This window comes from Novosphingobium resinovorum (assembly GCF_036352595.1).
GTDB classification, from domain to species: Bacteria; Pseudomonadota; Alphaproteobacteria; order Sphingomonadales; family Sphingomonadaceae; genus Novosphingobium; species Novosphingobium resinovorum_B.
Map to the genome: position 1 here is coordinate 122,419 of NZ_JAZFAX010000010.1, position 26,014 is coordinate 148,432.

At 69.4% G+C, this 26,014-nt stretch carries 27 protein-coding genes; 11 read left to right on the plus strand and 16 right to left on the minus strand.

Annotated features, from left to right (window positions below; genetic code table 11):
- Window positions 1-204 precede the first annotated feature (204 nt).
- The 4 genes from V2S85_RS11985 to V2S85_RS12000 all read right to left on the minus strand — a co-directional run bounded on the left by V2S85_RS11985 (window position 205) and on the right by V2S85_RS12000 (window position 3,417).
- Window positions 205-1,167 carry a peptidoglycan-binding protein gene (locus V2S85_RS11985; protein WP_330703089.1) on the minus strand — a complete coding sequence of 321 codons (963 nt, stop codon included), beginning with the start codon at window positions 1,165-1,167 and terminating at the stop codon, window positions 205-207.
- Window positions 1,164-1,583, minus strand: coding sequence for a hypothetical protein (locus V2S85_RS11990; protein WP_330703090.1), 420 nt, complete (start codon window positions 1,581-1,583; stop codon window positions 1,164-1,166). The genes V2S85_RS11985 and V2S85_RS11990 overlap by 4 nt, the downstream gene beginning before the upstream one ends.
- On the minus strand, window positions 1,567-2,901 hold the full coding sequence (gene fliI / locus V2S85_RS11995) for a flagellar protein export ATPase FliI (RefSeq protein WP_330703091.1): 1,335 nt from the start codon (window positions 2,899-2,901) through the stop codon (window positions 1,567-1,569). Before fliI ends, V2S85_RS11990 begins: the two co-directional genes overlap by 17 nt.
- A gap of 117 nt (window positions 2,902-3,018) precedes the next feature.
- Complete coding sequence (locus tag V2S85_RS12000) at window positions 3,019-3,417, minus strand: flagellar biosynthesis repressor FlbT (RefSeq protein WP_330703092.1); 399 nt, start codon at window positions 3,415-3,417, stop codon at window positions 3,019-3,021.
- A 244-nt stretch (window positions 3,418-3,661) separates the two neighbouring features.
- Here V2S85_RS12000 and flgE point away from each other — a divergent pair, with 244 nt between their 5' ends.
- The 3 genes from flgE to V2S85_RS12015 are packed head-to-tail and all read left to right on the plus strand — an operon-like array spanning window position 3,662 to window position 7,993.
- Window positions 3,662-4,945 carry a flagellar hook protein FlgE gene (flgE, locus tag V2S85_RS12005; RefSeq protein ID WP_330703093.1) on the plus strand — a complete coding sequence of 428 codons (1,284 nt, stop codon included), beginning with the start codon at window positions 3,662-3,664 and terminating at the stop codon, window positions 4,943-4,945.
- A gap of 31 nt (window positions 4,946-4,976) precedes the next feature.
- Window positions 4,977-7,073 (plus strand): flagellar hook-associated protein FlgK, encoded by a 2,097-nt coding sequence (flgK, locus tag V2S85_RS12010; RefSeq protein ID WP_330703094.1) that lies wholly within the window; start codon window positions 4,977-4,979, stop codon window positions 7,071-7,073.
- Between the two features lie 11 nt (window positions 7,074-7,084).
- Window positions 7,085-7,993, plus strand: a complete 909-nt coding sequence (locus V2S85_RS12015) for a flagellin (RefSeq protein ID WP_330703095.1) — start codon at window positions 7,085-7,087, stop codon at window positions 7,991-7,993.
- A gap of 733 nt (window positions 7,994-8,726) precedes the next feature.
- Here the strand turns inward: V2S85_RS12015 and V2S85_RS12020 are convergent.
- Window positions 8,727-10,514 carry a hypothetical protein gene (locus V2S85_RS12020; RefSeq protein ID WP_330703096.1) on the minus strand — a complete coding sequence of 596 codons (1,788 nt, stop codon included), beginning with the start codon at window positions 10,512-10,514 and terminating at the stop codon, window positions 8,727-8,729.
- Window positions 10,511-10,792, minus strand: coding sequence for a hypothetical protein (locus tag V2S85_RS12025; RefSeq protein WP_330703097.1), 282 nt, complete (start codon window positions 10,790-10,792; stop codon window positions 10,511-10,513). The genes V2S85_RS12020 and V2S85_RS12025 overlap by 4 nt, the downstream gene beginning before the upstream one ends.
- Window positions 10,793-10,854: 62 nt before the next feature.
- Between V2S85_RS12025 and V2S85_RS12030 the strand changes: the two genes are divergently transcribed.
- Window positions 10,855-11,280, plus strand: a complete 426-nt coding sequence (locus V2S85_RS12030; protein ID WP_330703098.1) for a hypothetical protein — start codon at window positions 10,855-10,857, stop codon at window positions 11,278-11,280.
- A gap of 6 nt (window positions 11,281-11,286) precedes the next feature.
- On the opposite strand, the gene V2S85_RS12035 is transcribed toward V2S85_RS12030, so the two are convergent.
- From V2S85_RS12035 to V2S85_RS12050, 4 genes are read right to left on the minus strand one after another with little or no spacing between them, the layout of a single operon-like run.
- Window positions 11,287-11,814 carry a MotE family protein gene (locus tag V2S85_RS12035; RefSeq protein ID WP_330703099.1) on the minus strand — a complete coding sequence of 176 codons (528 nt, stop codon included), beginning with the start codon at window positions 11,812-11,814 and terminating at the stop codon, window positions 11,287-11,289.
- The gene (locus V2S85_RS12040) at window positions 11,811-12,314 is read right to left on the minus strand and encodes a DUF6468 domain-containing protein (protein WP_330703100.1); all 504 of its coding nucleotides are present in this window, start codon (window positions 12,312-12,314) and stop codon (window positions 11,811-11,813) included. Before V2S85_RS12040 ends, V2S85_RS12035 begins: the two co-directional genes overlap by 4 nt.
- Complete coding sequence (fliM, locus tag V2S85_RS12045) at window positions 12,311-13,273, minus strand: flagellar motor switch protein FliM (protein WP_330703101.1); 963 nt, start codon at window positions 13,271-13,273, stop codon at window positions 12,311-12,313. Before fliM ends, V2S85_RS12040 begins: the two co-directional genes overlap by 4 nt.
- Complete coding sequence (locus tag V2S85_RS12050; RefSeq protein ID WP_330703102.1) at window positions 13,270-13,827, minus strand: flagellar basal body-associated FliL family protein; 558 nt, start codon at window positions 13,825-13,827, stop codon at window positions 13,270-13,272. Before V2S85_RS12050 ends, fliM begins: the two co-directional genes overlap by 4 nt.
- Window positions 13,828-13,951: 124 nt before the next feature.
- Here V2S85_RS12050 and V2S85_RS12055 point away from each other — a divergent pair, with 124 nt between their 5' ends.
- The 5 genes from V2S85_RS12055 (at window position 13,952) to V2S85_RS12075 (ending at window position 18,014) form a co-directional block, all read left to right on the plus strand.
- Complete coding sequence (locus tag V2S85_RS12055) at window positions 13,952-14,695, plus strand: flagellar hook-basal body complex protein (RefSeq protein ID WP_330703103.1); 744 nt, start codon at window positions 13,952-13,954, stop codon at window positions 14,693-14,695.
- A 93-nt stretch (window positions 14,696-14,788) separates the two neighbouring features.
- The gene (gene flgG, locus V2S85_RS12060) at window positions 14,789-15,574 is read left to right on the plus strand and encodes a flagellar basal-body rod protein FlgG (protein WP_330703104.1); all 786 of its coding nucleotides are present in this window, start codon (window positions 14,789-14,791) and stop codon (window positions 15,572-15,574) included.
- A complete protein-coding gene (flgA, locus tag V2S85_RS12065; protein WP_330703105.1) occupies window positions 15,574-15,999 on the plus strand; it encodes a flagellar basal body P-ring formation chaperone FlgA in 426 nt (141 codons plus the stop codon). The genes flgG and flgA overlap by 1 nt, the downstream gene beginning before the upstream one ends.
- A gap of 8 nt (window positions 16,000-16,007) precedes the next feature.
- Entirely contained in the window at window positions 16,008-16,784 is a 777-nt protein-coding gene (gene flgH / locus V2S85_RS12070) for a flagellar basal body L-ring protein FlgH (RefSeq protein WP_330703106.1), read from the plus strand.
- Window positions 16,785-17,117: 333 nt separating this feature from the next.
- Window positions 17,118-18,014, plus strand: a complete 897-nt coding sequence (locus tag V2S85_RS12075; RefSeq protein WP_330703107.1) for a flagellin — start codon at window positions 17,118-17,120, stop codon at window positions 18,012-18,014.
- Between the two features lie 87 nt (window positions 18,015-18,101).
- On the opposite strand, the gene V2S85_RS12080 is transcribed toward V2S85_RS12075, so the two are convergent.
- From V2S85_RS12080 to V2S85_RS12105, 6 genes are all read right to left on the minus strand, one after another.
- The gene (locus tag V2S85_RS12080; RefSeq protein WP_330703108.1) at window positions 18,102-18,293 is read right to left on the minus strand and encodes a hypothetical protein; all 192 of its coding nucleotides are present in this window, start codon (window positions 18,291-18,293) and stop codon (window positions 18,102-18,104) included.
- A 24-nt stretch (window positions 18,294-18,317) separates the two neighbouring features.
- The gene (locus V2S85_RS12085) at window positions 18,318-19,205 is read right to left on the minus strand and encodes a bestrophin family protein (RefSeq protein ID WP_330703109.1); all 888 of its coding nucleotides are present in this window, start codon (window positions 19,203-19,205) and stop codon (window positions 18,318-18,320) included.
- The gene (locus V2S85_RS12090; protein WP_330703110.1) at window positions 19,202-19,480 is read right to left on the minus strand and encodes a hypothetical protein; all 279 of its coding nucleotides are present in this window, start codon (window positions 19,478-19,480) and stop codon (window positions 19,202-19,204) included. The genes V2S85_RS12085 and V2S85_RS12090 overlap by 4 nt, the downstream gene beginning before the upstream one ends.
- A gap of 217 nt (window positions 19,481-19,697) precedes the next feature.
- A complete protein-coding gene (locus V2S85_RS12095) occupies window positions 19,698-19,823 on the minus strand; it encodes a hypothetical protein (RefSeq protein WP_330703111.1) in 126 nt (41 codons plus the stop codon).
- A 36-nt stretch (window positions 19,824-19,859) separates the two neighbouring features.
- Window positions 19,860-20,867, minus strand: coding sequence for an agmatine deiminase family protein (locus V2S85_RS12100; protein ID WP_330703112.1), 1,008 nt, complete (start codon window positions 20,865-20,867; stop codon window positions 19,860-19,862).
- Complete coding sequence (locus V2S85_RS12105) at window positions 20,852-22,552, minus strand: M28 family metallopeptidase (protein WP_330703113.1); 1,701 nt, start codon at window positions 22,550-22,552, stop codon at window positions 20,852-20,854. The genes V2S85_RS12100 and V2S85_RS12105 overlap by 16 nt, the downstream gene beginning before the upstream one ends.
- Before the next feature lie 210 nt (window positions 22,553-22,762).
- On the opposite strand from V2S85_RS12105, the gene V2S85_RS12110 reads away from it, so the two are divergent.
- Window positions 22,763-25,483 carry a bifunctional [glutamine synthetase] adenylyltransferase/[glutamine synthetase]-adenylyl-L-tyrosine phosphorylase gene (locus V2S85_RS12110; protein WP_330703114.1) on the plus strand — a complete coding sequence of 907 codons (2,721 nt, stop codon included), beginning with the start codon at window positions 22,763-22,765 and terminating at the stop codon, window positions 25,481-25,483.
- Entirely contained in the window at window positions 25,480-25,962 is a 483-nt protein-coding gene (locus V2S85_RS12115; RefSeq protein WP_330703115.1) for a peroxiredoxin, read from the plus strand. The genes V2S85_RS12110 and V2S85_RS12115 overlap by 4 nt, the downstream gene beginning before the upstream one ends.
- Window positions 25,963-26,014: the final 52 nt, after the last annotated feature.

Consider the following 26,014-nt stretch of genomic DNA (forward strand, 5'->3'; position numbering starts at 1 on the left):
CCGCGTCCATGGGACCAGAATCTATTCCTATAATTCTGGAACCATCAATCCTATACGAGAGTTATCCACCGATGCGGCAAATTTTGCCGCGCCGGTGGAGCGATTTTCCTACCGGCTCGCGGTTTCCCCAAGCTGCCGGGGCTTCCACAAGCTCAGCTTGAGCTTGTGGAAGCCCGGAAGACACCGCCCCTGATGAATATAGGATCAGGCAAATCTTTCCGGCCGGACATGTTTGCCCACGTAGTCCATCAGCCAGGTCCGGTGCGCCGAAACGGCGTCTCCCGCCTGGGCGATCCGCCGCTCTGCCGCTGCCGAGCCGACTTGCGCGCCCAGCAGCGTGCGTGCGCGGTCGGGCGAGAGGCCGCCCGCCAGGAACCGCTTCGCATCGCCTACACCAAGGTGATGACCCAGGTATGCCGCCTGCGCGACTTCGGCGGTGCTCTCGCCGATCTTCGCGCCCGAGCGGCGCAGCGCCGCGACATTGGCGCTGGCATAGTCGGCGACCGCCTCGATCGAGGCGCGCGGGTCGTAGCGCAGGGCCAGCAGGGCGCCCCGGTTCTCGGCCTTGACCTGCCCGCGCGCGTCGAGCCAGCCGCTGGCCTCGGCAGTGGCATTGAGCCAGGTGCCCGCGCGCTCCGCCTCGCCTTCCCAGGTGCCGTTCAGGAACTGCCCCAGCCCCGCCGCGCTGGAACGGGGATTGCGCGAATAGGGCTGCCACGTCCCGCCCGAACCCTTCGCCGCCTCCGCATCGACGATCGCGGCGAGCGCCGAGGCGGGGAGCCCGGTCCGCTCCGCCGCCGCATCGAGCATCCCGGCATAGCGCGCGTTCGGACCATCGCCCATCGCCGCCACGGCCTCCCCGGTGGCCGCGACCGGTGCTTCCGCGACTTGCGGCGCGGCGGCGGCATCGAGCGCCGCTTTCGAATCCGGGTCGAGGATCGCCAGCAACCGGTCGAGCCCGATCGGATCGCTCTGGCCCATGGTTTTCTGGCCGATCACGTTGACGGACGGCTTGCCTTCCCCTTCCGCCTCATCCGCCGAGCCCAGCGCCGCGCGCCACAGGCGGCCGGACATCTCCGAGCGTGCGGTATCGTAGATCAACCGCGCCTTCTGCGACGCCGAAAGGCTCCCTGCCGAAAGGTCCGAAGAGGCGGTCTTGTCGATCATCGCGCGCGCAAGGTCCGCAGGAAGGCTGCGGCACTGATGTCGTCGGTGGCGGACTGCTCGGCCGCGGCCTCGCTGCGCTGCGCTTCGGCGCGATAATCGTCAGCCGCGTTCTCGATCCCGCGCAGCACGCCATAGGCGTCCACCGCGACTTCGCGCAGCGCATCCAGCCGCGCCTGCAGTTCCGTCTCGCGGGCCGAAAGCGCCTGCCGCTCGCCGCGCATGCGCCGCTGCCAGCCCGGCGAGGCGAGCGCGAGGTCGCTGGCGGCGAGGTCCGCCTCGCGCGCCAGCGCGGTGGCGACGCGCATCCGTTCCTGCTCGACGGCACCCAGAGCCCCCGCCTCGGCGCGGATCGCGCTGCTCACTTCGTCCAGTTCGCGCTGCCGCACGCGCAGCGCGGCGTCATAGGGCGTTTTCATGCGTGTCCTCCAGAATGGCCGAAAGCGCCGCGAAGTCATCGGCCGCGAAGCTGCGGGTGCGCTTGCCCTGCTTCAGCAGCCCCTCGATGCGCGGGGCGAGCGCGACGGCGCGGTCCACTTCGGCGCTGGCCCCGGCGCGATAGGCGCCCAGCCGCACCATCTCCTCCATGTCCTTCCACGTCGCCAGTTCGGCGCGCGCGGCAAGGCGCGTGGCGTTGTCATCGGGCGAAAGGCAATGCGGCAAGGTGCGCGAGACCGAGCGCAGCACGTCGATCGCAGGATAGCGCCCGCGCTCGGCGATCTGGCGGGTGATGACGACGTGGCCGTCGAGGATGCCGCGCACCGCGTCGGAGACCGGCTCGTTGTGATCGTCACCATCGACGAGGACGGTGAACAGGCCGGTGATCGCGCCCTGCTCCGGCGTGCCGGGCCCGGCGCGCTCCAGCAGGCGCGGCAGCTCGGCGAAGACCGTCGGGGTATAGCCCTTGGTCGCGGGCGGTTCGCCGGCCGCCAGACCGATCTCGCGCTGGGCCATGGCGAAGCGGGTGACCGAGTCCATCAGGCACAGCACGTCGAGCCCTTCGTCGCGGAAATGCTCGGCGACCGCGAGGGTGGTCCAGGCGGCCTGGCGGCGCAGCAGCGCCGGCTCGTCCGAGGTGGCGACGACGACGACGCTGCGGGCAAGGCCTTCCTCGCCCAGGTCGTCCTGGATGAATTCCTGCACTTCGCGGCCACGCTCGCCGATCAGACCGATGACGGCGACGTCGCACTCGGTCCAGCGCGCCAGCATGGACAGCAGCGTGGACTTGCCGACGCCCGATCCCGCGAACAGGCCGAGCCGCTGCCCCCGGCACAGCGGCGCGAAGAGGTCGAGCGCGCGCACCCCGGTCTCGATCCGGGCACCGACGCGGGCGCGGGCCGAGGCGGGCGGCGGCGCGGCCTTGATCCGCCGCTGCTCGCGCCCCTGCGGCAGCGGCCCCTTGCCGTCGACCGGGCGGCCGAGCCCGTCCACCACCCGGCCCAGCCAGCCCGAGGAGACACGCAGGCCCAGTTGCCCGGCGGACAAGTCCGCGCGCGATCCCGAGGCGATGCCCTCGGGCTCGTTGAAGGGCATGCAGTGGGCTATGCCGTGGTCGAGGCCGACGACTTCCGCCTCGATCGGTCCTGCGGGCGCGCGCAGCGTGACCCGTGAGCCGATCCGCGCGGCGCCGGCCAGCCCGTCCACCTCGATCAGCGCCCCGCGCACCGCGACGACCCGGCCATAACGCTGGTCGGGTGCGAGCATGCGAAGACCCGATGCGGCAGCGGCTAAAGGCATAGGGCTACCCTCGTCATTGCGAGGCCCGCGGGGCCGAAGCAACCCAGGGCGGCGTAAACCGCCCTGGGTTGCTTCGCTGCGCTCGCAATGACGAACGGGATGGGCACCATCCGCGCGCTACTCCGGCGCCACGCGGGCCAGCGCCTCGGTTTCGTAGGCGATCAGCCAGCGGCATTCGGCGAGGGCCTGGTAGAACTGGCCGACAGCGACCTTCTCGGCGAAGGCGACACACACGCCTTTGGCCTCCGGCGCCTGCAGCGCGGAAAGCAACGCCTCCAGCTTCTCCAGCAGAACCTGTTGGTGCCGCACGAGGTCGGCCGGGTCGATATAGGCCATCATGCAGGCGAAATAGAGCTGCCTCGCCGGCGAATTGGCGTCCTGCGGTTTCATCACGTCGCGCCCGCGCAGGATCGTGGCGTCGTTCTCCAGCACCAGGTCGGTGCGGCCGACCGCGCGCAGGACCGCGCCGTTCACGATGACCGGCTCGCCGTTGCGGAGCGAGATGCGAAGCGTCATGTCCAAGAATTCCCCAAGAGACAGCCCCTTTATAGAAGGGTTTTCCAGCACCCGTGCGAGGCACGGCAATTTTTGCCGGGTAGGACGATGCGCCTGCCCAGGGGTGAAGAAGTGGGCTGACGAAAAGTGTCTGGGCCACCCGCGACCGGACCGTCGAAATTCGTCCTACAATGCCTGTGTCCGGTGCGTGTGCGCCGCTCCGCGACGCCAACAGGGCCGTGACGATCGGCACAGGAGACATTGAATGAGCCTCTATTCCGCTCTCTACGCCGGCGTTTCGGGCCTCAGCGCACAGTCGAGCGCGATGGCCACCGTCGCCGACAACATCACCAACGTGAACACCGTCGGCTACAAGGGCACTTCGGCCCAGTTCGAATCGCTGGTCAACGGCGGCACCGTGAACTCCAGCTATTCGGCGGGCGGCGTCGCCGCGACCTCCAAGGCGCTGATCTCCAAGCAAGGGCTGCTGCAGGCGTCCTCCAGTCTGACCGACATCGCCATCGACGGCGCCGGCTTCTTCGTCGTGCGCTCCAGCGCCGATGCCTCGGGCGCGATCGCCTATACCCGCGCGGGATCGTTCAGCACCGACAGCGCGGGCTACTTGCGCAACACCTCGGGCTACTACCTGATGGGCTGGCCGATCGACGCGCAGGTCAACGACGGCAACATGGCCTCGCTGGAGCCGATCCGCCCCGCCGCGCTGACCGGCGCGGCGACGCCGACCAGCGCGATCGAGCTGCGTGCCAACCTCGATTCCACCACCGCGACCGTGAGCCCCTACACCAGCGGCGACATGGCGAGCGGCACGGTCACCCCGCAGTTCTCGCGCTCGATGGAAATCTACGACGCGCAGGGCACCTCGCACACCCTGACCCTCGGCTTCGTCAAGACCGGCACCAACACCTGGGCGGTCGAAGTGACCGGCGACCCGGCCCAGATCTCCAGCGCCGGGACCAATGGCCTGATCGCCGGCGGTACGGTGACCTTCGATGGCGACGGCAGCCTCAAGTCGGTGGATTCCGCGCTCGCCGGCCTCGATCTCACCTTCTCCAACGGCGCCGAGGCGCAGTCGATCAGCCTCGACCTCGGCACCGAGGGCGGCCTTGACGGGCTGACCCAGTTCGGCAGCGCCTCGGCCCTGCTGTCCTCGACGGTGGACGGCGGCGTGCTGGGCACGGTCGCCTCGGTGAAGATCTCGGAGACCGGCGTGGTCAGCGCGGTGTTCGACGACGGCACCTCGCGCGCGATCTACCAGCTGCCGATCGCCACCTTCCAGAACCCCGACGGGCTGACCAAGATCAGCGGCAACGCCTACCTCGTCTCCGAGAATTCGGGCAACGTCGCGCTCAACAATCCGGGTACCGGCGGCGGCGGCAAGATTTCCGCGAGCATGCTGGAAGCCTCCAACGTCGATCTCGCCTCGGAGTTCTCGAACATGATCCTGTTCCAGCGCGCCTACAGCGCTTCGTCCAAGATCATCACGACGGTGGACGACATGCTCCAGGAAATCAGCAACCTGAAGCGCTGATCCAGACGCCCTGACCTGAACCGGCCGCGCCGTGTCGCTCAACTCGATCCTCAGTTCCGCCATATCGGGGCTGTCCGCCTCGCAGGCGGGCATGCAGGTCGTCTCGACCAACATCGCCAATGTCGGCACCGTCGGCTACGCCCGCCAGACCCTGTCGCAGAGCGCCTCGGTGGCGGGCGGCACGGTCAACGGCGTGGTCGTCGGCGAACCCTCGCGCGTGGCCGACAAGTTCCTCGAGAACGCGGTCTACCAGCGCGCCGGCACGGCAGGGCGGACCGAGGCGGCGGCGAACTACCTCGACCGGCTGCAGTCGCTGCTGGGCTCTCCCTCGGCCGAATCCGGGCTGTCGTCGCGCATCTCGGCGATCTCCAGCGCGATCTCGCAGGTCACCGGCCTGCAGGGCTCGGCGGAATCGGTGGCGCTGTTCACCGGCACCATCGACGACACGCTCGACACGCTGAGCGGGCTGCAGGGAGACGTCGCCAACCTCCAGGCCGACGTCGAGAGCGAGGTTTCGGACAGCGTCGACCGGATCAACACGCTGTTGCAGAAGATCCACGGCCTCAACGCCGACGTCTCACGCCTGCAGGGCCTTGGCCTGAGCACCTCGGGCCCGGCGGACGAGCGCATGAGCGCGCTGCAGGAACTGAGCGGCCTCGTCGAGGTCAACGTGCGCGAACAGCCCGACGGGCGCGTCAGCATCGACACCGCCTCGGGGCAGGTGCTGCTCGACAAGCGGCTGCGCCAGCTCAGCTACGCGGCGTCGGGCACTGGCTCGGCGCAGGCAAGCTATTCGGCCATCGACATCCGCTTCGCCAGCGACGACGGGACGATGGGCGCCTCCACCGGCCAGACGATCGCCTCGACCGCCGTGGGCGGCAAGCTTGGCGGCCTGCTCGACATGCGCGACCGGGTGCTGCCAGGCTTCTCCGAACAGCTCGGCCAGCTGTTCACCGGCCTGGCGCAGACGCTCAACAAGGTTTCCAACGAAGGCACCGCCCTGCCGCCGCCGCAGACGCTGACCGGGCAGGCCAACGGGCTGGTCGAGAGCGATCGCCTCGGCTTCACCGGCAAGGCGACCTTCGCCGTCGTCGCCAAGGACGGCACCCTCGTCGCCAAGACCACCGTGGACTTCGACGCGCTGGGCGCCGGCGCGACCGTGGCCGACGCGATCGCCGCGATCAACGAGGGCCTCGGCGATGCCGGCACCGCCAGCTTCACGGACGGGGTGCTGTCGATCGGCGCCACCTCCAGCGCCAACGGCGTCGCCATCGCGCAGGATCCCGACAGTCCCAGCGACCGCGCGGGCAGCGGGTTCTCGCAGTTCTTCGGGCTCAACAACCTGGTCCGCTCGGACACCAGCGCGCTCACCCCCTCGGGCTTCACCGCCAGCGACCCGACCGGGTTCGCGGCGGGCGAGACCAGCCAGCTGGTATTGCGCGATTCCAGCGGCAAGATCCTCGCCAGCCAGACCCTGACCGCCGCCGACGGCGACACCTGGGGCGACGTGGTCGCGCAACTGAGTTCCGGTCCGCTCGGCGCCTTCGGCAGCTTCAAGCTCGACGACAAGGGCCGCATCGCCTTCACCGCGAACACCGCGAGTTCGGGGGCGACGATCTCGATCCGCTCGGACACCACCGACCGCTACGGCACCGGCCTGTCGTTCGCGGCGCTCTCGGGTCTGACGGGGGCGGCGAGCGGACTGTCCACGGCGCAAGTCTCCGCCGACATGCTCAACAACACCGCGCGCGTGCCGCTGGCCCAGTTGCAGCTTGACGCAGAGGTCGGCCAGAAGGCGATCGGCGCCGGCGACATCCGCAACGCCACCGCCTTCGTCGATGCGCTGGCGGCAACTGCGGACTTCGGCAAGGACGGCAGCGCGACGGTGGCGCTGTTCGCCAATCGCCTGCTCGGCAACGTCGGCGCGCAGGCCTCGCTGGCGCAGACCGCGGCCGACGACGCCAGCGCGCGGCTCACCGATGCGACCACGCGGCGCGATTCCTACTCGGGCGTCAACATCGACGAGGAACTGGCGCAGATGGTGGTGCTGCAGAACAGCTATTCCGCCGCGGCGCGGGTGATGACCACCGCCTCGCAGATGTACGACACCCTGCTCAACATGCTCTGAGGATCCGCGCCATGACCCGCGTCGCCACCGTCACGATGCAGCAGACGCTGTCCAGCGCGATCCAGCGCTCGCAGCAGAACCTCGCGACCAGCCAGCTCCAGCTCGCCACCGAGAAGAAGGTCAACGACTACGCCGGGCTGGGGCTCGACGCGGTGCGCACGCTCTCGGCCAAGTCGATGCTGTCGCAGCAGGAGACCTACAAGAGCAACATCGGCCGCGTCTCGACCACGCTGTCGCTTTACCAGGCCAATCTGGAAGCGGTCGACGGTTCGATGTCGGACTTGCGCGAGGAGCTGTACTCTGCGGTCGGCACCGGCAATTCGCCGGGCCTGCAGGACATCATTTCGGAAGCCTTCGCCTCGCTGCGCACCGCGCTCAACGCGCAGGAGGCCGGGACGCCGCTGTTCGCCGGGTCGCAGACCTCGGACACGCCGTTCCTGCCCGAGACGCTGGAGGACACCGTCGGCCTCGACGCGGCGGACGCCTTCACCAACGACGACGTGCGCCTATCCACCCGCGCGGGCGACGGGCTCGACGTGCAATACGGCATCGGCGCCAGCGACATCGCCAGCGGCCTGATCCCCGCCTTCCGCGCGCTGGCCGAGGCCGGCCCCTTCGGCGAGACCCTGACCGACGAGCAGACCAAGGCCATCAACGACGCGCTCGGCCTGCTTGACACCGGCATCGCGCAGGTCCGCTCGGTCAATGCCGCCAACGGGCGCAAGCAGGCGCAAGTAGAGACCCTCTCCTCACGCGCCGACGACCGGGTGACCCTGCTGACCCAGAGCATCGGCGAGATCGAGGACGCCGACCTCGGGCAAGTGGCGATCGACATCTCGCAGCGGCAGACGATCCTGCAGGCCAGCTATTCGGTGTTCACGCAGCTCAACGCGATGTCCTTGGTGAACTACCTGGATTGATCCCACCTTCGCGCGCAATGAAGACTGTGGGGGGCAAATTCGGACCGTCCGATAACACCCTGTTGCCGCCTATTCCGGTCTGACGATAAACAGATCGAGTTCTCAGTTGTGTCGGGAGGTTTGACACAGCGAGGAGATCAGCCGGGGCTCTGAGAAGTGCAAAAGGGCTTCTCCCGCCCTCCCGGCACCAATCGCCCCGTGGTGGGCGTTGCGCTTGGCCCACCCCGCTGCGACTAACTTCGCCTTCGGCTCAGTAAGTCTCGCTGCCCCTCCCGCAAGCGGGAGGGGAAAGCGGTGTTCGCCCTCCCGCTTGCGGGAGGGCCGGTAGGCTTGGCAGCTTGCTGCCTAGCCGGACGGGGTGGGCACTGCGCAACGACCGCTTCCCAGCCAAACTCACCGTCACCCTGAACTTGTTTCAGGGTCCATCAAGCCGATAGCTCAGGTTCGTGATCGGCGAACCGAGATGGCAGTTTACAACACAACATACCGGCACCAATTGCCTGATGGATCCTGAGCCGAAGGCCAGCGCAGCTAAACAAGTTCAGGATGACGAAGCCCCTGGGAAGGTCTGCTTCCCACCCAACCCCGCTCAGGCTGAGCTTGTCGAAGCCCCCGAGGCGGGGCGCTACGGCTCCCCATGTTTCGACAAGCTCAGCATGAGCGGTGTCGATGGGGCGATAGCCGCTCCCCACCCTCTCCACCATTCAGCGGCCGTCGAGCTTGTCCACGGCGTCTAGCCCTTCTTCCCGCTCTCCAGCAGGTCGGCGAAGTCGCCCGCCGGGCTGGCCGAGGGGATCGCCGCCATCGCGCCCGCCAGCTTCCCCGGATCGACCGCGCCGGGCGTGCCCGTCAGCATCTCGAACACCGGAGCCGAGGGCAGTCCCCTGAACGCCCCGGCATAGCGCGTGTGCAGCCCCGCCAGCACGCTCTCACGCCCCAGCATCGCCTGCGAGATCGCGTAGCGCAGCACTTGCGCCTGCGCCACCGCATCGAGCGCGCGCGCCTTGGGCAGGGCAGCGGCGGACATATCGGCATAGCGTGACCATTCGCGCCGCTGCCACAGGATCTCGGCCTGCAGCGCCGCCGATCCGGGGAGATCCTGCAGCACCGCCATGGCCTCGTCCGCCCGGCCCACTTGCGTCAGCGCCGCCGCCTCGACCCGCTTGCGCTCGGCCAGCATGGCGTCGGGCAGGCCGGGATCGTCGGTCTCGCGCAGGGTCTTGAGCGCGCGCTCGGGCCGCCCGGCGAGGATGTAGAGCCCCGCCACTTTCGCCGAGAGCGGCCCGCGCGCCAGGTCGCCCGCGCGCTGCGCCAGCTGGTAGGAAAGCAGGTCCGCGGCACGCTCGTAGAGCCCCGCCTGCTGCAGCCGTGCGGCCAGCCGGCTCGCCATGAGGTCGCCTTCCGCCCCTGCGGGCGACAGGTCGCGATAGTCCCAGTAGAGCCCCGCCGCCTTGTCCAGCGGCAGCTTGCGTGCCGGATCAAGCGCCGTCGCCAGCCGGGCGCGCAGGCCGGGGAGGAAGTCCGCTCCCAGCCGCGACACGTCATGGTAGCGCACCAGCGCGGCGCCGGCGGACAGCGTCGCGGGCAGGTCTCCGCGCGCGTCGGCAAGGCGGTAGGTCAGGCGCAGCGCGCGCTCCTCGATGGCATCGCCGCGCCACTCGTAGCGGATCGCATCGAGCTGCTTGAGCGCCGCCTCGGGGGCGACCCTGCCTTGCGCGACCTCGCCTTCCAGCTTGCTCAGCCGCGCGTCCATGCGTTCGACCGGGCCGCCGGAAAGTTCGACGCGGGCAAAGCGCAGCCGGGCGGCATCGGCGTGCCCCGTGGCCTGCTCGGCACGGGCGCGCAGGAGATTGGCCGCGGGATCGCGATCGGGCAGCCACGACAGCCAGTGCAGCGCCTTGTCGGGCGCGCCGCCCTCCACTCCCGCCCGCGCCGCGGCGAGCACGAAAGGCGTCGCGCGCGGCGACATCAGCGCCGGGGAGGCACAGTCGAGCTGCTGCAGCGCCTGTTCGGCCAGCCCCTCCTGCGCCAGCGCGCGCAGGCGCCACAGGCAGGCCTCGGGATTGGCACGCAGGCCCGGCATGTCGAGTTCGGCCACCGCCGCCTCGGCCCGGCCGAGTTGCGCCAGCGCCGCGCCGTGCGCCAGTCGCCAGGCATCGACCATGCCGAGGTCCGGATCGTCCTGCCGCATGACTTCGAGCACGCCGAGCGCCTCGGGCCCGCGCTCTGCGGCGATCAGGCTGCGGGCATAGTCCCAACGGGCGCGCTGGCGCTCGACCCCGGTGGCGCTCACCAGCCGGTCCCAGGCCTGCGCCTCGGTCAGCGGCGCCCAGGCCGAGGGCCCGGTCAGGGGCGGGCGCTGTGCCAGTTCGGCGGCGAAGCCCGGCAGGCGCGCACCGTCCCCGAGCGGTGAGAGCGGCGGCCCGAAAGTCGCGCCACCGAGCGGCACCGCCGCCAGCGCCAGCGCCGAGACAGCCGCCAGACGGCGCAAAGAGAGGCGACTAAGCGGGCGGCGGCTCACGGCTGCACCGGCCCGGCGAAACCGGAGAGCACGAACAGCGCGCCGCCCAGCGCGCAGCCGACCAGGAACAGCGCGGCCACCGCCAGGCTCCCCGCCACGCCTCCTCGCCGCCGGCTCCCCGCGAGAATGGCGGCGGCCACCTGTTCTTCCTCGCCCGCCTCGGGACGATCGCTGCGCCGCCGCGCCGGGGTGCCCTGCGGCGAAAGCGCGTCTAGGCCTGCCTCTACCGGGCTCGCGGAAACGACCCGCACCTTGGCCGGACGCCGATCGTCGCTCATCTCAACGGGACTCCTCAAGTTTCGTCCTATTATAGAGGGATCGCCCGCGCTTCGGAGTTCGCATGCCATCCCTTCGCCTTCCGGCCGCCCTCCTGACGCCCGTGCTGCTGGCTTGGGCGGTGCCCGCGCTGCCTGCCAACACCGACCCGCGCAAGCCTGCGGAGATGCCGCCCGCCGATCCCACCTTCCTGCCGATGGAGCAGATCGACGCCCCGATCGTCGACGGCGGACAGGTGGACGGCGTGCTCCACGTCACCATCACGGTGCAGGCCCGGACCGAGGACGATGCCGCCGCGCTGGGCAAGCGCATGCCCGAACTGCGCGCCGCCGCCCTGCCCGCCGCGATCGAGTTCGCCCGCCTGCGCGCCTCGCGCTTCGCGGCGGTCGACGTGGCGCGGCTGGCGGAAATGCTGACGCCGCCGCTCAAGCGGGTGGACCCGGCAATCGACAAAGTGCTGATCGTGCGCGTTTCGGCGACCGAGCGGTAAGGCGGACTACTTCCCTGCCCGCGCCACCGCCGGCACCACCTTGCGGCCCGCCAGCGCCATAGACAGCGCCACCGCGCCCTGCGGCGACATGTTGGCCATGATCTGCGCCGTCGCGCGCTCGCGCATGCGGGTGGCGACTTCGCGCTGCACCTCGATGTCGAGCTTCTCGAAGATCGGTCCGGCGCGGTTCGGCTTCATCGTCTGGTAGATCCGCGCGAGGTTGTCGTAAGGCACCGCCGGCCCCGCCGCGCCCTGCGCCGCCTTGGCGGCGGCCGCCTGCTGCTCCTGCTGCTGCCGGACCTGCCCCGCCAGCCGCGCCTCGCTGGCCCGGACCGCCTGCTCGCGCATGTCGAGCCGCCGCTTCTCGGCCGCGGTCGAGGTCGCCCGCCGCGCCGCCGCATCCTTGAGCGAGACGCCGAGGCGGCTGGTATCCCCGGCGATGTCCGCCGAGGCCGCGAAGGCGATGGCATTGGCGACCGCCGCCGCCACCGCCACGCCCAGCATCAGCCGCGTCGGCCGGGTCAGCCCCATCATGCCACGCGGTTCCCGCGCTTGGAGGTGAGATCGAAGACGATGCTGGTGAGATCGCGCGGTTCGTCGCCGAGCGAAGAGGCCGGCGCCGGGGCCGCCGGAACCCGCGCCGCGTCCTCGGCGCGCAGCACGGCATCGGCTTCCTCGCGCCAGCGGGCCGAACGACGGCGCACGCCCGCCTCGGCCGCGCGGGCCTTGTCGGCGGCATCGACGATGCGCTCGGCCACCGAATTGCCGAGGCCGACCATCACCGACAGCTCATCGCGCAGTTCGCGCGCGACGTGGATGATCTCGCCCTGCGCCGCCGCGTCGGTGGAGAGCACGCGCTTGAGTTCGGTCAGCACGATCCGCGCCTGATGCGTGGCATGGTCGAGCTTCTCGACCGCCTGCTCCAGATGGCCGTCGCGCAGCGCGCGGATCCGGCGGTCCATGCGGATCGCCTGGACCATGACGACGAGGCACATCAGCACGAGCGCGAGGTTGATCGCAGTGGCGACAGTCATTTCGGATACCCCTTCGCAATGTCGGTGGCCAGACGGATGGCGATGTTGCTGGAACGCTGGCCGATGTGGGCACGGCCCAGCGCCACTCCGCCGCAGTGGACCTGCAGCGCATCGTCCGGGCTCTGGCTGAGCGCGATCGTCTGGCCCACCGCAAGGCCGCGCACCTCGCGCAGGGACATCATCTTCTCGCCCAGCACGACGTCGACGGTGACCTGCGTGTTGTACAGCTCGCTCGCCATGTGGTCCGCCCAGATGCGGTTGCGGCCCAGCTTCTCGCCCATGAAGCGCTGCAGCAGCTTGTCGCGCACCGGCTCAATGGTGGCATAGGGCAGCAGGACCGAGAGCACCCCGCCGCGCCCTTCCATCGCCACCTGATAAGTCGCGACGGCGGCGGCATTGCTGGGCTCGGCGATCGCGGCGAAGCGCGGGCTCAGCTCCATGCGCTCCAGCCCCATGGCCACCGGCGCGATCTCCTCGAAGGCGCCGGAGAGATCGTCGAGCGCCATCTGCACCACGCGCGAGACGAGATTCGATTCGATAGTGGTGAAAGTGCGCCCCTCGGGCGGCAGCGAGCGGGTGCCGCCGCGCCCGCCGAGCAGGGCATCGACGATGCCATAGATCAGCCCGGCATCGACGATGACCACGCCGTAGCTCTCCCAGGGCTTGACCTGGAATACCCCGAACATCGCCGGCAGCGGCACGTTGTCCATGAAATCGCCGAACCGCACCGAGGAGATCGCCTCGAGGTTCACGTCGATCGCGTCGGACGTCACGTTGCGCATCGAGGTCGCGAAAGTGCGCACCATGCGCTCGCACACCACCTCCAGCATCGGCAGGCGTTCGTGGTTGATGACGTTGGATTCGAGCACCGCCTTCAACCCGCGCCGGGGCACCGGCTCGCCGTCCACCGCCGCGAGCCGGATCGGCTCGTCGCCGCTTCCGTTGCCGCCAGCGCTCATTGCTGGATCAGATCCTGGATCAGCACGTCGCGCACCATGCCCTTGCCGAGCGCCTGGGCGGATCGGCGCAGCATCTCTTCCTTGATGCGGAACACGGCGGCGGAGCCGTTGAGGTCGTCGGGTCGCAATTCGCGCAGGAAGGGCTGCAGCGCGTCGAGGATCACCGGCAGGCGGGCCTTGACCACATCGGTCTTGCCCTCGGCGGCGACCACGATGAAGCGCAGCTTGATGAACTTCGCAGGACCGCCGCCGCGCAAGTTCACCATCATCGGCGGAACCTCGATGTAGGCGGCCGAGGGATCGGCCTTCGATGCCTCGCCCCCTTCGCCACCTTCACCTTGACCTTCACCGCCCTCGGCAGGCGCCTCGGCGTGCTTGTCCCCGGATGCCGGCGCGGCGCCGCCGCGCTGGGTGTACCACCAGACGCCGCCGGCGCCCGCGAGCATGCCCACCACCACGACGGCGATCGCGATCAGGCGGCCTTTGCCGCCCTTCTTCTTCGCTTCCTCGACGGGTTCTCCGGTCGCTCCGGCATCGCCCTTCTCGTCGCTCACGCACGTACCTCTTGAAAATTCCCGCCCGCGTCCGCGCGCGCGATTTCACCTCTATATAGAGGACTATCCTGCCGTCGGGGCGCGCCTTGCCGGTTGGCCCGAGATTTTTGCGAAAAGGTCCGCCATGGACGTCTCCTCCTTCGTCCTCCTCAGCCACGAGCAGGCCTTGCGCCGCCAGTTGGACGTGGCCGCGAACAACATGGCGAACGTCTCGACCGCGGGCTACAAGCGCGAGCAGGCGGTGTTCCACGAATACGTCGAGAACGCGCAGGAAGCCCCCGTTCAGGACGCGCGCAAGACCTCCTACGTACTGGACTACGGCCAGGTCCACGACATCGCCCAGGGCGCGTTCCAGTCCACCGGCAACCCGCTCGACGTGATGATCGAGGGGCCGGGATACCTCAACGTCGAGATGCCGGACGGCTCCACCGGCTACACCCGCGCGGGCTTCGTCAAAGTGCTGGAAAGCGGCGAGCTGGCGACCTCCGGCGGCCAGCGCCTGCTGGACGAGAACGGCCGCCCGATCGCCATTCCCGCCGACCAGCTGGCAGAGGTCTCGATCACCACCGACGGCACCGTCATGGCCGGGCAGGATCCGGTCGGGCGCCTCGCGGTGACGGGCTTCGCCGACGAGAACATGCTGGAGGCGCGCGGCGACGGCGTCCTCACCGGCAGCGGCGGCACCGTGATGACCGCCGCCCAGACGCGCCTCCGCAGCGGCGGCGTCGAGGCGTCCAACGTCGAGCCGATTTCCGAGACCACCCGCATGGTCGAGGTGCTGCGCTCCTATCAGGTCAGCCAGCGCCTTTCGGCCGACCTTGCCGACATGCGCCGCAAGGCCATCGACCGCCTCAGCAAGATCGGCTGATCGATGCACACCCTTCCCTCCGCCCAACTTCGTCATCGCGAGGGTGGGGAAAACACTCCCGGCAATCCGGCCTAAGCCCGAAGGAAACCGCCCATGCGTTCGCTCTCCATCGCCTCGACCGGCATGCTGGCCCAGCAGACCAACGTCGATGTCATCTCGAACAACATCGCCAACATGAACACCACCGGCTTCAAGCGGCAGCGGGCGGAGTTCCAGGACCTGCTCTACCAGCAGGAGACCCGCCCCGGCGCCGCGACCAGTTCGGACGGGACCAAGGTGCCCACCGGCATCCAGATCGGCGCGGGCGTGAAGACCGGCGGCGTCTACCGCATCACCGAGCAGGGCGCGCTGACCAGCACCGGCAACCAGTACGACATGGCCATCGACGGCGAGGGCTATTTCCAGGTCATGCTGCCGTCGGGCGACCTTGCCTACACCCGCGCGGGCTCGTTCCAGCTGTCCGACCAGGGCGAACTGGTGACCACCGACGGCTACCGCGTGCAGCCCGACATCACCATCCCGCAGGGCGCGGTCAGCGTCTCGGTCTCCAAGACCGGCGAAGTGCAGGTGAAGCTGGACGGGCAGACCGAGATGCAGACCGTGGGCCAGCTGGAACTCGCCACCTTCATCAACCAGGCCGGTCTCGAAGCGGTGGGCGACAGCCTGTTCAAGGAAACCGGCGCTTCCGGCCAGCCGATCGTCTCCACCCCCGGCCAGCCTGGCTACGGCACGCTGAGCCAGGGCTTCATCGAGGCTTCCAACGTCAATCCCGTCTCGGAAATCACCGCGCTCATCACCGCCCAGCGCGCCTACGAGATGAACAGCCGCGTGCTCAAGACCGCCGACGAGATGCTCCAGACCTCGACGCAGACCGTCTGATGCTGTCGGCGCTGCTTCTCCTCGCCGTTGCCGCCGCGCCTGCGGGGGAACCCGCCCCCGTGCTCGCCCGCACGGTGGAGCGCGGCGAAGTGCTGGCGCGCGCCGATTTCGAGACGCAGCGCATGCCCGCCGCCGTCGCGCGCGGTGCCCTTTCCCCGGCCGACGCCGCGGGGCAGGAAGCGACCCGCCGCATCATGGCAGGCTCCGCCGTGCGCGCCGCCGACGTCGCCGCACCGCGCCTCGTACGGAGGGGGGAGAACGTCACGATCGCGCTCGTTTCCGGGGCTTTGCGCATCACTTCGCCCGGCCGCGCGCTCGCCGATGCAGGGCGCGGAGAGCCGGTGCGCGTCCTCAATCTCGCCACCAACCGCACGCTCGAAGGCACCGCCGCCGCCGCCGGCGAAGTGCGCATCGCGCTTCCGTAGGAACCCTCATGAACAAGCCTCTCGCCGCCCTCACCTGCGCCCTTCTCTCGGCCAGCCTGCTGGCGGGCTGCGGCTCGGTCGGCCGCCTCAAGAACGTCGGAAAAGCGCCGAAGATGAGCGATCCGGGCGCCCCGGTGGCCCCGCGCATCGAGCCTTCGCTGGGCAACCACGCGAGCGGCGATCGCGCGCCCGACGGCAGCGATCCCAAGGTCGCCGACGCCGATCGCGGCGCCTCCCTCTTCCGCACCGGCGGCGGCGCGTTCTTCCGCGACCAGCGCGCCTCGCGCGTCGGCGACATCGTCACGATCCGCATCAACATCGCCGACAACGCCCAGGTCGCCAACAGCACCACGCGCACCCGCAACGGCAGCGAAGGCGGCGGAATTGCGGCGCTTCTGGGCCTCGAGAGCCAGATCGGCAAGGTGCTCCCCGGCAACCCCGACCCGGGCAACCTCGTCAGCACCAGCTCCAAGTCGAGCGCGGTCGGCGTGGGCAACACCGCCCGGTCGGAGCAGATCAACATGACGGTGGCGGCCACCGTCACCAGCGTCCTGCCCAACGGCAACCTCGCCATTCGCGGCAAGCAGGAAGTGCGCGTCAACTTCGAACTGCGCGAACTGGTGGTTTCCGGCGTGATCCGGCCCGAGGACATCGCCCGCGACAACTCGATCCGCCACAGCCAGATCGCCGAGGCGCGCATCAGCTACGGCGGCCGTGGCCAGTTGACCGATGCGCAGCAGGCCCGCTGGGGCCAGCAGATCTACGACGCGCTGTTCCCGTTCTGAGGGCACATAGCGGCACTCAGCGGCACCTAACGGCACCCAAAGGGGGACTGACGGTACGCAAGGGGTACCGAAAAGGCGCTGCAACGGCCCCATGCTTCGACACGCTCAGCATGAGCGGCGTGTGGGGCCGCGCGGTGCGCTTGCCCATTCTCTCCACCCTGCTTGCGCTCAGCCCGAGCCTGTCGACGGTCCATCGACACTCGCGACGATTATAGTTTTTCCACAGGCAGGAACCATCCTTTAACGACTCCTCCTAGAATAAAGCTGCACCCGTATCTCTCGGGAGCGCAACGAGGCCGCAGAATCGGCCGGTAACCTAGAAGGGGAATAGAAATGGCGTTTTCGGTCAACACCAACTCCGGCGCGATGGCGGCTCTGCAGAGCCTCAACGCCACCAACAAGTCGATGGAAACCACCCAGAGCCGTATCACCACGGGTCTGAACGTGGCGTCCACCAAGGACGATTCGGCGAAGTACACCGTCGCCCAGTCGCTGCGCGGCGATCTCGGCAAGCTGGGCGCTGTCACCAGCTCGCTCAACAATGCCAAGAGCGTCACGGACGTCGCCGTCGCCGGTGCCGAGCAGGTTTCCGACCTCATCAACCAGATGAAGTCGAAGGCCCTCGAGGCATCCGACGAAGGCCTCGACCAGGACAGCCGCGACGCCATCACCAAGGATCTGCAGTCCCTCAAGGAGCAGATCGTCACCGTCGTCGACGGTTCGGACTTCAACGGCATCAACCTGCTGAAGAACGACACCGCCGAGGACGCCACCGGTGATGACGACGGCAAGGTCAGCGCGCTCCAGTCGATCTCCAGCACCGAGACCCTCTCGGTCGCCAACCAGGGCTTCAGCACCCTCATCGAAGCCGCCTTCAACGGCGATGACGACGAGGATCTCATCGCGGCGCTTTCGCCCGATGCGGACGCGGAAGATGCGGATGCGGCCGGTGCGGCCTCGACGCTGGCGACCAACCTGGACACGTTCGCCGACGCCGTGAACGACAGCCTCTCCGATCTCGGCGCGGGCTCGCGCAAGATCGAAGGCCAGCTGACGTTCAACAGCAACCTGACGGACGTGGTGACGACCGGTATCGGCAACCTCGTCGATGCCGACCTCGCCAAGGAGTCGGCGAACCTTCAGGCCCTCCAGGTCCAGCAGCAGCTGGGCGTGCAGGCGCTGTCGATCGCCAACCAGGCACCGCAGACTCTCCTGTCGCTGTTCCAGTAAGGAACCGCGTCCGGGAGACCCCTCCGGTTCGCCGGGGGACATTTCGGAAAAGGCCGGGGCGGTCCGCCGCCCCGGCCTTTCTTTTCGTCAGTCGGCGGGAAGCCGCCGCGATCGCCGGGCTGCCGCGACCACCAGCGCGCTCCCCAGCAGGATCGCCCCGGTCATCGCGCCCACCGCCAGCAGGCCGGCCGGACTGAAATCCGCGCGTGCCTCGGCGCTGAACACCTTGCCCAGCCGCACCGCGGCGCTGGCGACCTGACGATCTTTCGAGAGCTTCATGGCGCAACCGTTACCATGGACGGATCACCAAAGCACGCCGTGCCTGTCAGGCTGAACCGGTGCGGGCGCTTCCTCGCCGATCGTCTGCAGCAGGTCGATCTCGATCGTGCGGCACATGGCGTTGAGCGGCAGGTCGTGGACGTCGTTGGCGAAGGGATCCACCAGGTCGTCGCCGATGGTCAGCACCGACAGGAACATGAAGCCCGCCAGCGTCGAGCCCAGCGGCGTCGCGAACTGCAGCGTCTCGACCAGGCCGATCGGCAGCAGCACGCAGAACAGGTGTGTGAAGACTTCCGGGATGAACCGGTACTGGAACGGCAGCGGCGTGTTCTTGAGCCGCTCCATGCCGCCCTGGGCATTGGCGATATCGACCAGCACCGCTTCCATCTGCGTCTGCTGGATGGTGTCGATCCAGCCGTTGCGGCGTGCCTCGTCGATGCGGCGGCCGGTGCCGTCGAGAATGCCGTTGGCGACATTGGTGCGTTCCAGCGCCAGGTCCGCCTCGTGCTGGGGGAGCAGGCGCAGCACTTCCTCGTCCGGCGGCAGGCGGCGCAACTGGCAGCGCAGGGCGTTGACGTAGGCGATCTGCCGCAGGACGATGCGCCGCTTGTAGTCGGAGGCATCGGGATCGGGCATGAAGTTGCGCGTCGCGCGCGCCAGGCTGCGGCTGGCGTTGATCATCAGCCCCCACAGCCCGCGCCCTTCCCACCAGCGCTGGTAGGCCGAGTTGCTGCGAAAGCCCAGGAACAGCGCCAGCGCCGAACCGAACAGCGTGACCGGCAGTTCCGGCGCCTCGAACGGCAGGATATAGTACGTGATCGTGACGATCACGTCCCAGACGAACAGCAGGGTAAGCGGCTTCCAGATCTCCTGGATGATCCGCGTTGAACTGGGAATCTTTGCGACGATCATCGGGGCGAAGCGGTCTCCGGAGCGGGCTGCTGCGCCACGCTAACCGCGGGCTTGGCCAGAGTCTCGGCCTTTCCGGGTGTCGCGCTCTTTTCGGCAGCTTCGGTCGAACGGGCCATCGCGATCGAGGTTCCCGTCGCCGGGCGGATCGAGAACCAGTCCACCCGGTCCACCGCCACCAGGAAGGCAAGCACGCCGCAGCCGAAAAGGAACAGCAGGCCGTTGCCGATGAACGATTCGCGCAGGCGGGCGCGGTCGGCGTCTGTCATGTTGCGCATGGGCATCTCCATAAATCGGGTTCGTCCCAAGAGTGGGGACGCCCGATTTCGATTGCATCAGCGCAATGCGACAAAGTTTTGCTGCGGTGCGGCATATCGGTGTGCAGTGCAACAATGGAGACAGGGTGCAGCCACAGTTTGTGACGAAACGCTGATTTTGCTGGGAAATATTGCTGCCCGATGAACGAGGCCGGCGGTCACGGCCTCGGTACGGAGCTTAGAACGGCAGTACGTCGCGCGCGAGAATCAGCGCGAGGGCGCAGCCGCATACCACCAGCGCACGAAGCCGGTCCGCGCCCTGGGCGAGCGTCGGAGTGTGCACGAGAGAGACGATACGAGCCATGCGCGCGACCATGCGCGCATGGTGGTTTCCAAAGCGTTAAGGGATAGCCCTGAAAACGGACGGCATCTGCTGGCTGGAACAGTGGAACGAGCCGCCCCCTGCCAGCACCGCGTCGGCCATCACGCCCACGGTATCGCGATCGGGGAACAGCGCGGCGATGGCGGCGACGCCGTCCGCGTCGTGCGCGGTGCCATAGACCGGCACGACCACCAGCTTCGAGGTGATCGCGAAGTTCATGTAGCTGGCGGGCTCCACCCGGCCATCGGTCTCGACCCGGCCCGGCGAGGGCACTTCGGCGACCGTCACGCCCATCGCCTCGGCCCGCGCCCTGGCATCGGCGTAGATCGCGGCGTTGGGGTCGTCGGCGCCCGTGGCCCGCGGCACCGCCAGCAGGTTGGGCGCCACGAAGCGGGCGAGGTTGTCGACGTGACCGTCGGTGTGGTCGTTGATGAGCCCGTCGCCCAGCCACAGCACCCGGTCGTAGCCGAGATCGCCGCGCAGCCGCGTTTCGAGGTCGCCGCGCGTCAGGTGCGGGTTGCGGTTGGGGTTGAGGAAGACCTGCTCGGTCACCGCCACCAGCCCGGTGCCGTCGCCGTCGATGGCGCCGCCTTCGAGGATCCAGTCCCCGGTCTCGACCTCCAGCCCGGCCTCGCGCGCCAGTTCCTCGCCGATCTCCTGGTCGCCGTCCATCAGGTACTTGCCGCCCCAGCCGTTGAAGCCGAAGCGCTTGGCCTTGCGGTTGCCCTGCGCGTCGGCGACCACCAGCGGCCCGGTGTCGCGCAGCCAGACGTCACCGTAGCGGCGCGTTTCCAGCGTGACCTTGCCGGATACCAGTTCGAGCGCGCGGGCCCGGTTGGCCTCGTCACGCACGATCAGCCGCACTTCCTGCCCGCTTTCCGCGACGGCGCTGGCGAAGGCCGCCATCTGCTCCTGCGCGCGTTCGAGGAAGCCCGGCCACTCGACCGGATCATGCGGAAAACCGATCCACAGCCAGTCCTGCGGGCCCCATTCGGGGGGAAGCTGGAACGTCACTTGGTATTGCATCCTTTGGTCGCGGCGGCGCAGGCCTTGTCACGGATCGCGCGGAATTCGTCGCCCTGGCGCCAGTTGGGCCACATCGTCCCGTCCGCCAGAGTACGGCCGAGGTCGTAGAACAGTTCGACGTCCTGCGCGATGCCGCTCCAGTCCCAGTCGTCGGAATATTCGTCCGCCGGCGCGTGGTAGCGGTTGTCGGTATAGTCCTGCGCGGCCTTCTCGCCCGCCGCGGTGCCGCCGCTCGCCAGATCGCTGCTGCGCTCGACGTTGAACATCGGCACGCCGCGCTTGGCGAGGCTGAAGTGGTCCGAGCGGTAGTAGCCGCCGCGCTCGGGATGATCCTCGGCCACGTCGGTCAGGCCGCGCGCGGCCAGCGCCTTCAGGTAGAGGTCGCCCAGCTCCGACTTGTCGCCGCCGGTCTGGGTGTACGACCGCGCGCGGCCCGCCGGCAGCAGCGCGTCCATGTTGACCCCGCCGACGGTGTGGTCGAGCGGGTAGATCGGGTTGGCGCCATAGTATTCCGAGCCCAGCAGGCCCGATTCCTCCAGCGTCAGCGCCACGAAGACCTGGCTGCGCGCGGCAGGGCCGGCCTCGGCGTTCATCTTCGCAAGGGCGGTCATGGCGGCGACGCCGTCGGCGTTGTCCACCGCGCCGTTGCAGATGCCGTCCTGCGGCTTGCCGCCCTGGGGGGCGCAATGGCCGAGGTGGTCCCAGTGCGCCGAATAGAGCACCACTTCGTCCGGCCGCGTCGTGCCGGGCAGCACGCCGACGACGTTGTTGGAAGTGGAGCGGCGGATCGTGTTGTCGAACCCGAAGCTGACCTTGAGGCCCAGCGGCACCGGCTTGAAACCCTTGGTCTGCGCCGCCTTCGTCAGGCTGGCGAGATCCTTTCCGGCCGCCTTCAGGATCGCTTCGGCCACCGGCTTCTGCACCCAGCCGTTGGCGACGGTCTGGTCCATGCCGTCATTCGGCTTCTGCACCGAATACTGCGCGCCGGTCCAGCTGGAGTTGACGACGTTCCAGCCATAGGCGGCGGGGAACGTGTCATGCACGATCAGCGCGGCGGTGGCGCCCTGGCGTGCGGCTTCCTCGAACTTGTAGGTCCAGCGGCCGTAGTAGGTCATGCGCCGGCCCTTGAAGAGGCCCTGCTCGCCCTCGTCCGCATAGTCCGGGTCGTTGACGAGGATCACCGCCGTCTTGCCCTTCATGTCCAGCCCGGCGTAGTCGTTCCAGCCGAGTTCGGGCGCATTGATGCCGTAGCCGACGAAGACCAGTTCGCTGTCCCTGACCTCGGCCTTCGGCGTCACCCGGTAGCTGGCGGCGACGTAGTCGGTTCCGAACGCGAAGGACTGCGCCCCGACCTTGAGCGGGGTGTAGTTGCCGCCGGTGATCTCGACGGTGGGCACCGGCTGGAGCCATTCGCCCTTGTTGCCCGGCTGCAGCCCCGCCGCCTTGAACTGGGCGATGATATAGTCGAGCACCTTCGGCTCTACCGCGGTGCTGGGCGCGCGGCCCTCGAAATCGTCGGCGGAGAGGCGCTTGGTGACCGCCTTCATCAGGTCCACCGGCACGTCGGGCTGCGCGCCTGCATCGGCGGGCGGCTTGAGCGCGGTGCCCTTGGGCAGCGGCTGCGCGGAAACGGCGACGGACGCCCCGAGCAGGAGTACGGCGGCGAAGGACAGCGACGGTTTCATCGGGGGGAACCTCGGGCAGGATAACCCGCGCACAGGTGCCAGAGGGCGCGGACGGGGGCAAGGGCGCGCACCTCATTCGTCATTGCGAGCGCAGCGAAGCAACCCAGGGCAGTCTCAAGCCGCCCTGGGTTGCTTCGCTGCGCTCGCAATGACGAGGGGGATCATCTCCACCTCTTGCTCCCGCCCGCGCCCGCAGGCACAAGGCCCGCCATGAGTGCCGACTGGACCGCCGCCATCGCCCGCGCCCGCGCCCATGCGCCGTTTCTCGCCACTGCGCTCGACCGGCTGCCGGCGCTGACCGCCCTGCTGGAATCCGGCGACGGCGCCGCCGCGCTCGCCCTTGCCCGCAATGCCGGAGCAGGCGCGGGCGACACCGGATCGGCGCTGCGGCGCGAGCGGCAGGCGCTGGCCCTCGCCCTCGCGATCGGCGACCTCGCGGGCGCCTTCCCGCTGCTGGAAGTGACCGGCGCGCTGTCCGCCTTCGCCGACCGCGCGCTCGATGCCGCGATCGTCGCGGGCATTCGCCGCCGCGTGCCGGACTACGACGCCGCAGAACCCAAAGGCTTCTTCGCGCTCGCGCTCGGCAAGCACGGTGCGGGCGAACTCAACTACAGCTCGGACATCGACCCGATCCTGCTGTTCGACCCCGCCGTGCTGCCCCGCCGCGAGCGCGACGAGCCCGGCGAGGCGGCCGAGCGCGTCGCCCGCGCGGTGGTCGAGACGCTTTCCCGCGTGGACCACGAGGGCTACGTCTTCCGCGTCGACCTGCGGCTGCGCCCGGCGTCCGAGGTCAGCCCGCTGGCGATTCCGGTCGCGGGCGCGCTCAGCCACTACGAAAGCTCCGCCCTGACGTGGGAGCGCGCCGCCTTCATCCGCGCCCGGTCCTGCGCCGGGGACGTCGCGGCGGGCGAGGCTTTCCTTGCCGCCATCCGCCCCTTCGTCTGGCGCCGCAGCCTCGACTTCGGCGCCATCGCCGAGATCGGCCGCCTGACCGCGCAGATCCGCGCCAGTACGCGCGGCTCACCCGAAGTCGGCCCCGGCTTCGACCTCAAGAAAGGGCGCGGCGGCATCCGCGAGATCGAGTTCTACGCGCAGACGCACCAGCTGATCCACGGCGGCCGCCACCCGGCGCTGCGCCTGCGCGGCACCCGCGCCACGCTCGACGCGCTGGCCGAGGCGGGGCTGATCCCCGAGGGCGAGGCCCAGCTTCTGGGCACGAGCTACGACCGCCTGCGCACCGTAGAGCACCGCCTGCAGATGATGCAGGACCAGCAGACGCACAGCCTGCCGAAGACGGCCGAAGGCATCGAGGCGGTCGCCCGGCTCGACGGACTGGACAGCGGCCAGGCCCTGCTCGACGAACTGGCGGCGATCACCGGAGCCGTGGGCGAGCGCTACGACACGCTCATCATGGCCCAGACGCCCACCGGCGCGGTGCCGGTTGCCGCACCCGACCAGGGCACCCTGCCCGAGGAACTCGAAGCGCTGGGCTTCGCCGATCCCGCCGCGCTGGCGCAGCGGATCGAGGGCTGGCTGGGCGGCAAGGTCCGCGCGCTGCGTTCCGAGGCCGCGCGCAGTGCCTTCGCCGCGATCCGCACCGACCTGCTCGCCGCCTTCGCCGCCGCGCCCGATCCGGAGCGCGCGCTGGCCCGCTGGGAACAGCTGCTCGGCAACCTGCCCAGCGCCATCAACCTGTTCAACCTGCTGCAGGCGCGCCCCGCGCTGATCGAGATGCTGGCGCGCATCCTCGGCCTTGCCCCGCCGCTGGCCGATGCGCTGGCCCGCCGCGCCGACCTGCTCGACCCGCTGATCGACGCCAGCGCCTTCGACCTGCCCGGCAGCGTGGCCGACCTCGTCGCCGAACTGACCCGGTTCGAGACTGGCGACGACTACGAACGCAAGCTCGACGCGGTGCGCCGCAAGGTCGGCGAACTGCGCTTCAGGCTGGGCGTCCAGCTGATCGAGGGGGCCAACGATCCGGTCGATATCGGCCACGCCCTCGCCCGCATCGCCGAGGCCGCGCTGGTGGTGCTGACCGACGCCACGGTCGAGGAATTCCGCCTCGCCCACGGCACCGTGCCGGGCAGCGAGATGCTGGTGCTGGGGCTCGGCCGGATGGGCGGCGGGGTGCTCACCCACGCGTCCGACCTCGACCTCGTCTACTTGTTCGGCGGCGATTTCCGGACCGAGTCCGACGGCCGCCGCCCGCTGGGGGCGACGCATTACTACAACCGCCTGTCGCAGCGGGCGATCTCGGCGCTGTCGGTGGCGACCGCGCAGGGCGCGCTGTTCGAGGTGGACACCCGGCTGCGGCCCTCGGGCGAACAGGGGCCGCCCGCCGCCAGCCTCGAAAGCTTCGAAAGCTACCAGCGCGAGCAGGCCTGGACCTGGGAGCACATGGCGCTGTGCCGGGGCCGCCCGCTCTACGGTTCGGCAGCCGGGCGCGATGCACTGGCGCAAGTGGTGCGCGCCGTCCTCACCGCCCCGCGCGACGCGGCGAAGCTGCGCGCCGACGTGCTGGAAATGCGCGCGAAGATGGCCCGGCACAAGCCGGCCGGCGGCCCGCTCGACGTCAAGCTGATGCGCGGCGGGCTGGTCGATCTCGAATTCCTCGTCCACTTCGTCCAGCTGCGCGAGAGAGGGCCGGGACTGGACCCCGATCTCGGCGAGGCGGTCCGCGCACTGGTGGCGGACGGACTGTTGCCCGCGCCGCTGGTGGAGGCACACGATGCGCTGACGCGGCTGCTGGTCGCCGGACGCCTGCTCGCCCCCGATGCGCAGGTGCCCGGCGCGGCGGCGTGTCTGGCCCTCGTGCGCGCATGTGGCTATGACGACTGGGACGCGCTCGAAACCGGCCTTGCCCGGGCCCGCGAGGCCGTGGCAGCGGCCTGGGCCCAGGCCTTCGACGAAACACTGGAGATCACGATATGAACAGCCCCGGCTCTCGCCCCCACATCGGCGACGCCTTCCCCGACATCGCCCTCGAAACGCCCGAAGGCGGCAGCGTGAAGGCATCGGACTTCGCCGGCAAGAAGCTGGTGGTGTTCTTCTACCCCAAGGACGCGACGCCGGGCTGCACCACCGAGAACATCGATTTCTCCGCGCTGAAGGCCGATTTCGACGCGGCGAACACCGCCCTACTGGGCGTCAGCAAGGATCCGGCGAAGAAGCACCTCAGCTTCATCGCCAAGCACGACCTCAAGGCCCCGCTCGTCACCGATGCCGAGGCGGACGGCCTGTCCGACGCGCTCGGCATCTGGACCGAGAAGCAGAACTACGGCCGCACGTACATGGGCATGGTGCGCACCACCTACCTGATCGGCCCGGACGGACGGATCGCGCAAGTCTGGGACAAAGTGAAGGTCAAGGACCACGCCGCCAAGGTGCTGGAAGCCGCGCGGGCGCTGTGAACGCGAAGGGGGCCGGGAGACGCTTCGCCGTCCTTGCCTCCCCCCCCTGTCA

Bases quoted from the DNA above. Each gene is read 5' to 3' on its own strand.
- V2S85_RS12015 (WP_330703095.1), top strand. From the start codon at position 7,085: ATGACCCGCGTCGCCACCGTCACGATGCAGCAGACGCTGTCCAGCGCG.
- flgG (WP_330703104.1), top strand. From the start codon at position 14,789: ATGCGTTCGCTCTCCATCGCCTCGACCGGCATGCTGGCCCAGCAGACC.
- V2S85_RS12100 (WP_330703112.1), bottom strand. From the start codon at position 20,867: ATGCAATACCAAGTGACGTTCCAGCTTCCCCCCGAATGGGGCCCGCAG.
- V2S85_RS12055 (WP_330703103.1), top strand. From the start codon at position 13,952: ATGGACGTCTCCTCCTTCGTCCTCCTCAGCCACGAGCAGGCCTTGCGC.
- V2S85_RS12075 (WP_330703107.1), top strand. From the start codon at position 17,118: ATGGCGTTTTCGGTCAACACCAACTCCGGCGCGATGGCGGCTCTGCAG.
- flgE (WP_330703093.1), top strand. From the start codon at position 3,662: ATGAGCCTCTATTCCGCTCTCTACGCCGGCGTTTCGGGCCTCAGCGCA.
- V2S85_RS12035 (WP_330703099.1), bottom strand. From the start codon at position 11,814: ATGATGGGGCTGACCCGGCCGACGCGGCTGATGCTGGGCGTGGCGGTG.
- V2S85_RS11985 (WP_330703089.1), bottom strand. From the start codon at position 1,167: ATGATCGACAAGACCGCCTCTTCGGACCTTTCGGCAGGGAGCCTTTCG.
- fliI (WP_330703091.1), bottom strand. From the start codon at position 2,901: ATGCCTTTAGCCGCTGCCGCATCGGGTCTTCGCATGCTCGCACCCGAC.
- flgA (WP_330703105.1), top strand. From the start codon at position 15,574: ATGCTGTCGGCGCTGCTTCTCCTCGCCGTTGCCGCCGCGCCTGCGGGG.
- V2S85_RS12080 (WP_330703108.1), bottom strand. From the start codon at position 18,293: ATGAAGCTCTCGAAAGATCGTCAGGTCGCCAGCGCCGCGGTGCGGCTG.
- V2S85_RS12040 (WP_330703100.1), bottom strand. From the start codon at position 12,314: ATGACTGTCGCCACTGCGATCAACCTCGCGCTCGTGCTGATGTGCCTC.
- V2S85_RS12110 (WP_330703114.1), top strand. From the start codon at position 22,763: ATGAGTGCCGACTGGACCGCCGCCATCGCCCGCGCCCGCGCCCATGCG.
- flgH (WP_330703106.1), top strand. From the start codon at position 16,008: ATGAACAAGCCTCTCGCCGCCCTCACCTGCGCCCTTCTCTCGGCCAGC.
- V2S85_RS12030 (WP_330703098.1), top strand. From the start codon at position 10,855: ATGCCATCCCTTCGCCTTCCGGCCGCCCTCCTGACGCCCGTGCTGCTG.
- V2S85_RS12090 (WP_330703110.1), bottom strand. From the start codon at position 19,480: ATGCGCAACATGACAGACGCCGACCGCGCCCGCCTGCGCGAATCGTTC.
- V2S85_RS12000 (WP_330703092.1), bottom strand. From the start codon at position 3,417: ATGACGCTTCGCATCTCGCTCCGCAACGGCGAGCCGGTCATCGTGAAC.
- fliM (WP_330703101.1), bottom strand. From the start codon at position 13,273: ATGAGCGCTGGCGGCAACGGAAGCGGCGACGAGCCGATCCGGCTCGCG.
- V2S85_RS12085 (WP_330703109.1), bottom strand. From the start codon at position 19,205: ATGATCGTCGCAAAGATTCCCAGTTCAACGCGGATCATCCAGGAGATC.
- V2S85_RS11990 (WP_330703090.1), bottom strand. From the start codon at position 1,583: ATGAAAACGCCCTATGACGCCGCGCTGCGCGTGCGGCAGCGCGAACTG.
- V2S85_RS12095 (WP_330703111.1), bottom strand. From the start codon at position 19,823: ATGGCTCGTATCGTCTCTCTCGTGCACACTCCGACGCTCGCCCAGGGC.
- V2S85_RS12105 (WP_330703113.1), bottom strand. From the start codon at position 22,552: ATGAAACCGTCGCTGTCCTTCGCCGCCGTACTCCTGCTCGGGGCGTCC.
- V2S85_RS12025 (WP_330703097.1), bottom strand. From the start codon at position 10,792: ATGAGCGACGATCGGCGTCCGGCCAAGGTGCGGGTCGTTTCCGCGAGC.
- V2S85_RS12115 (WP_330703115.1), top strand. From the start codon at position 25,480: ATGAACAGCCCCGGCTCTCGCCCCCACATCGGCGACGCCTTCCCCGAC.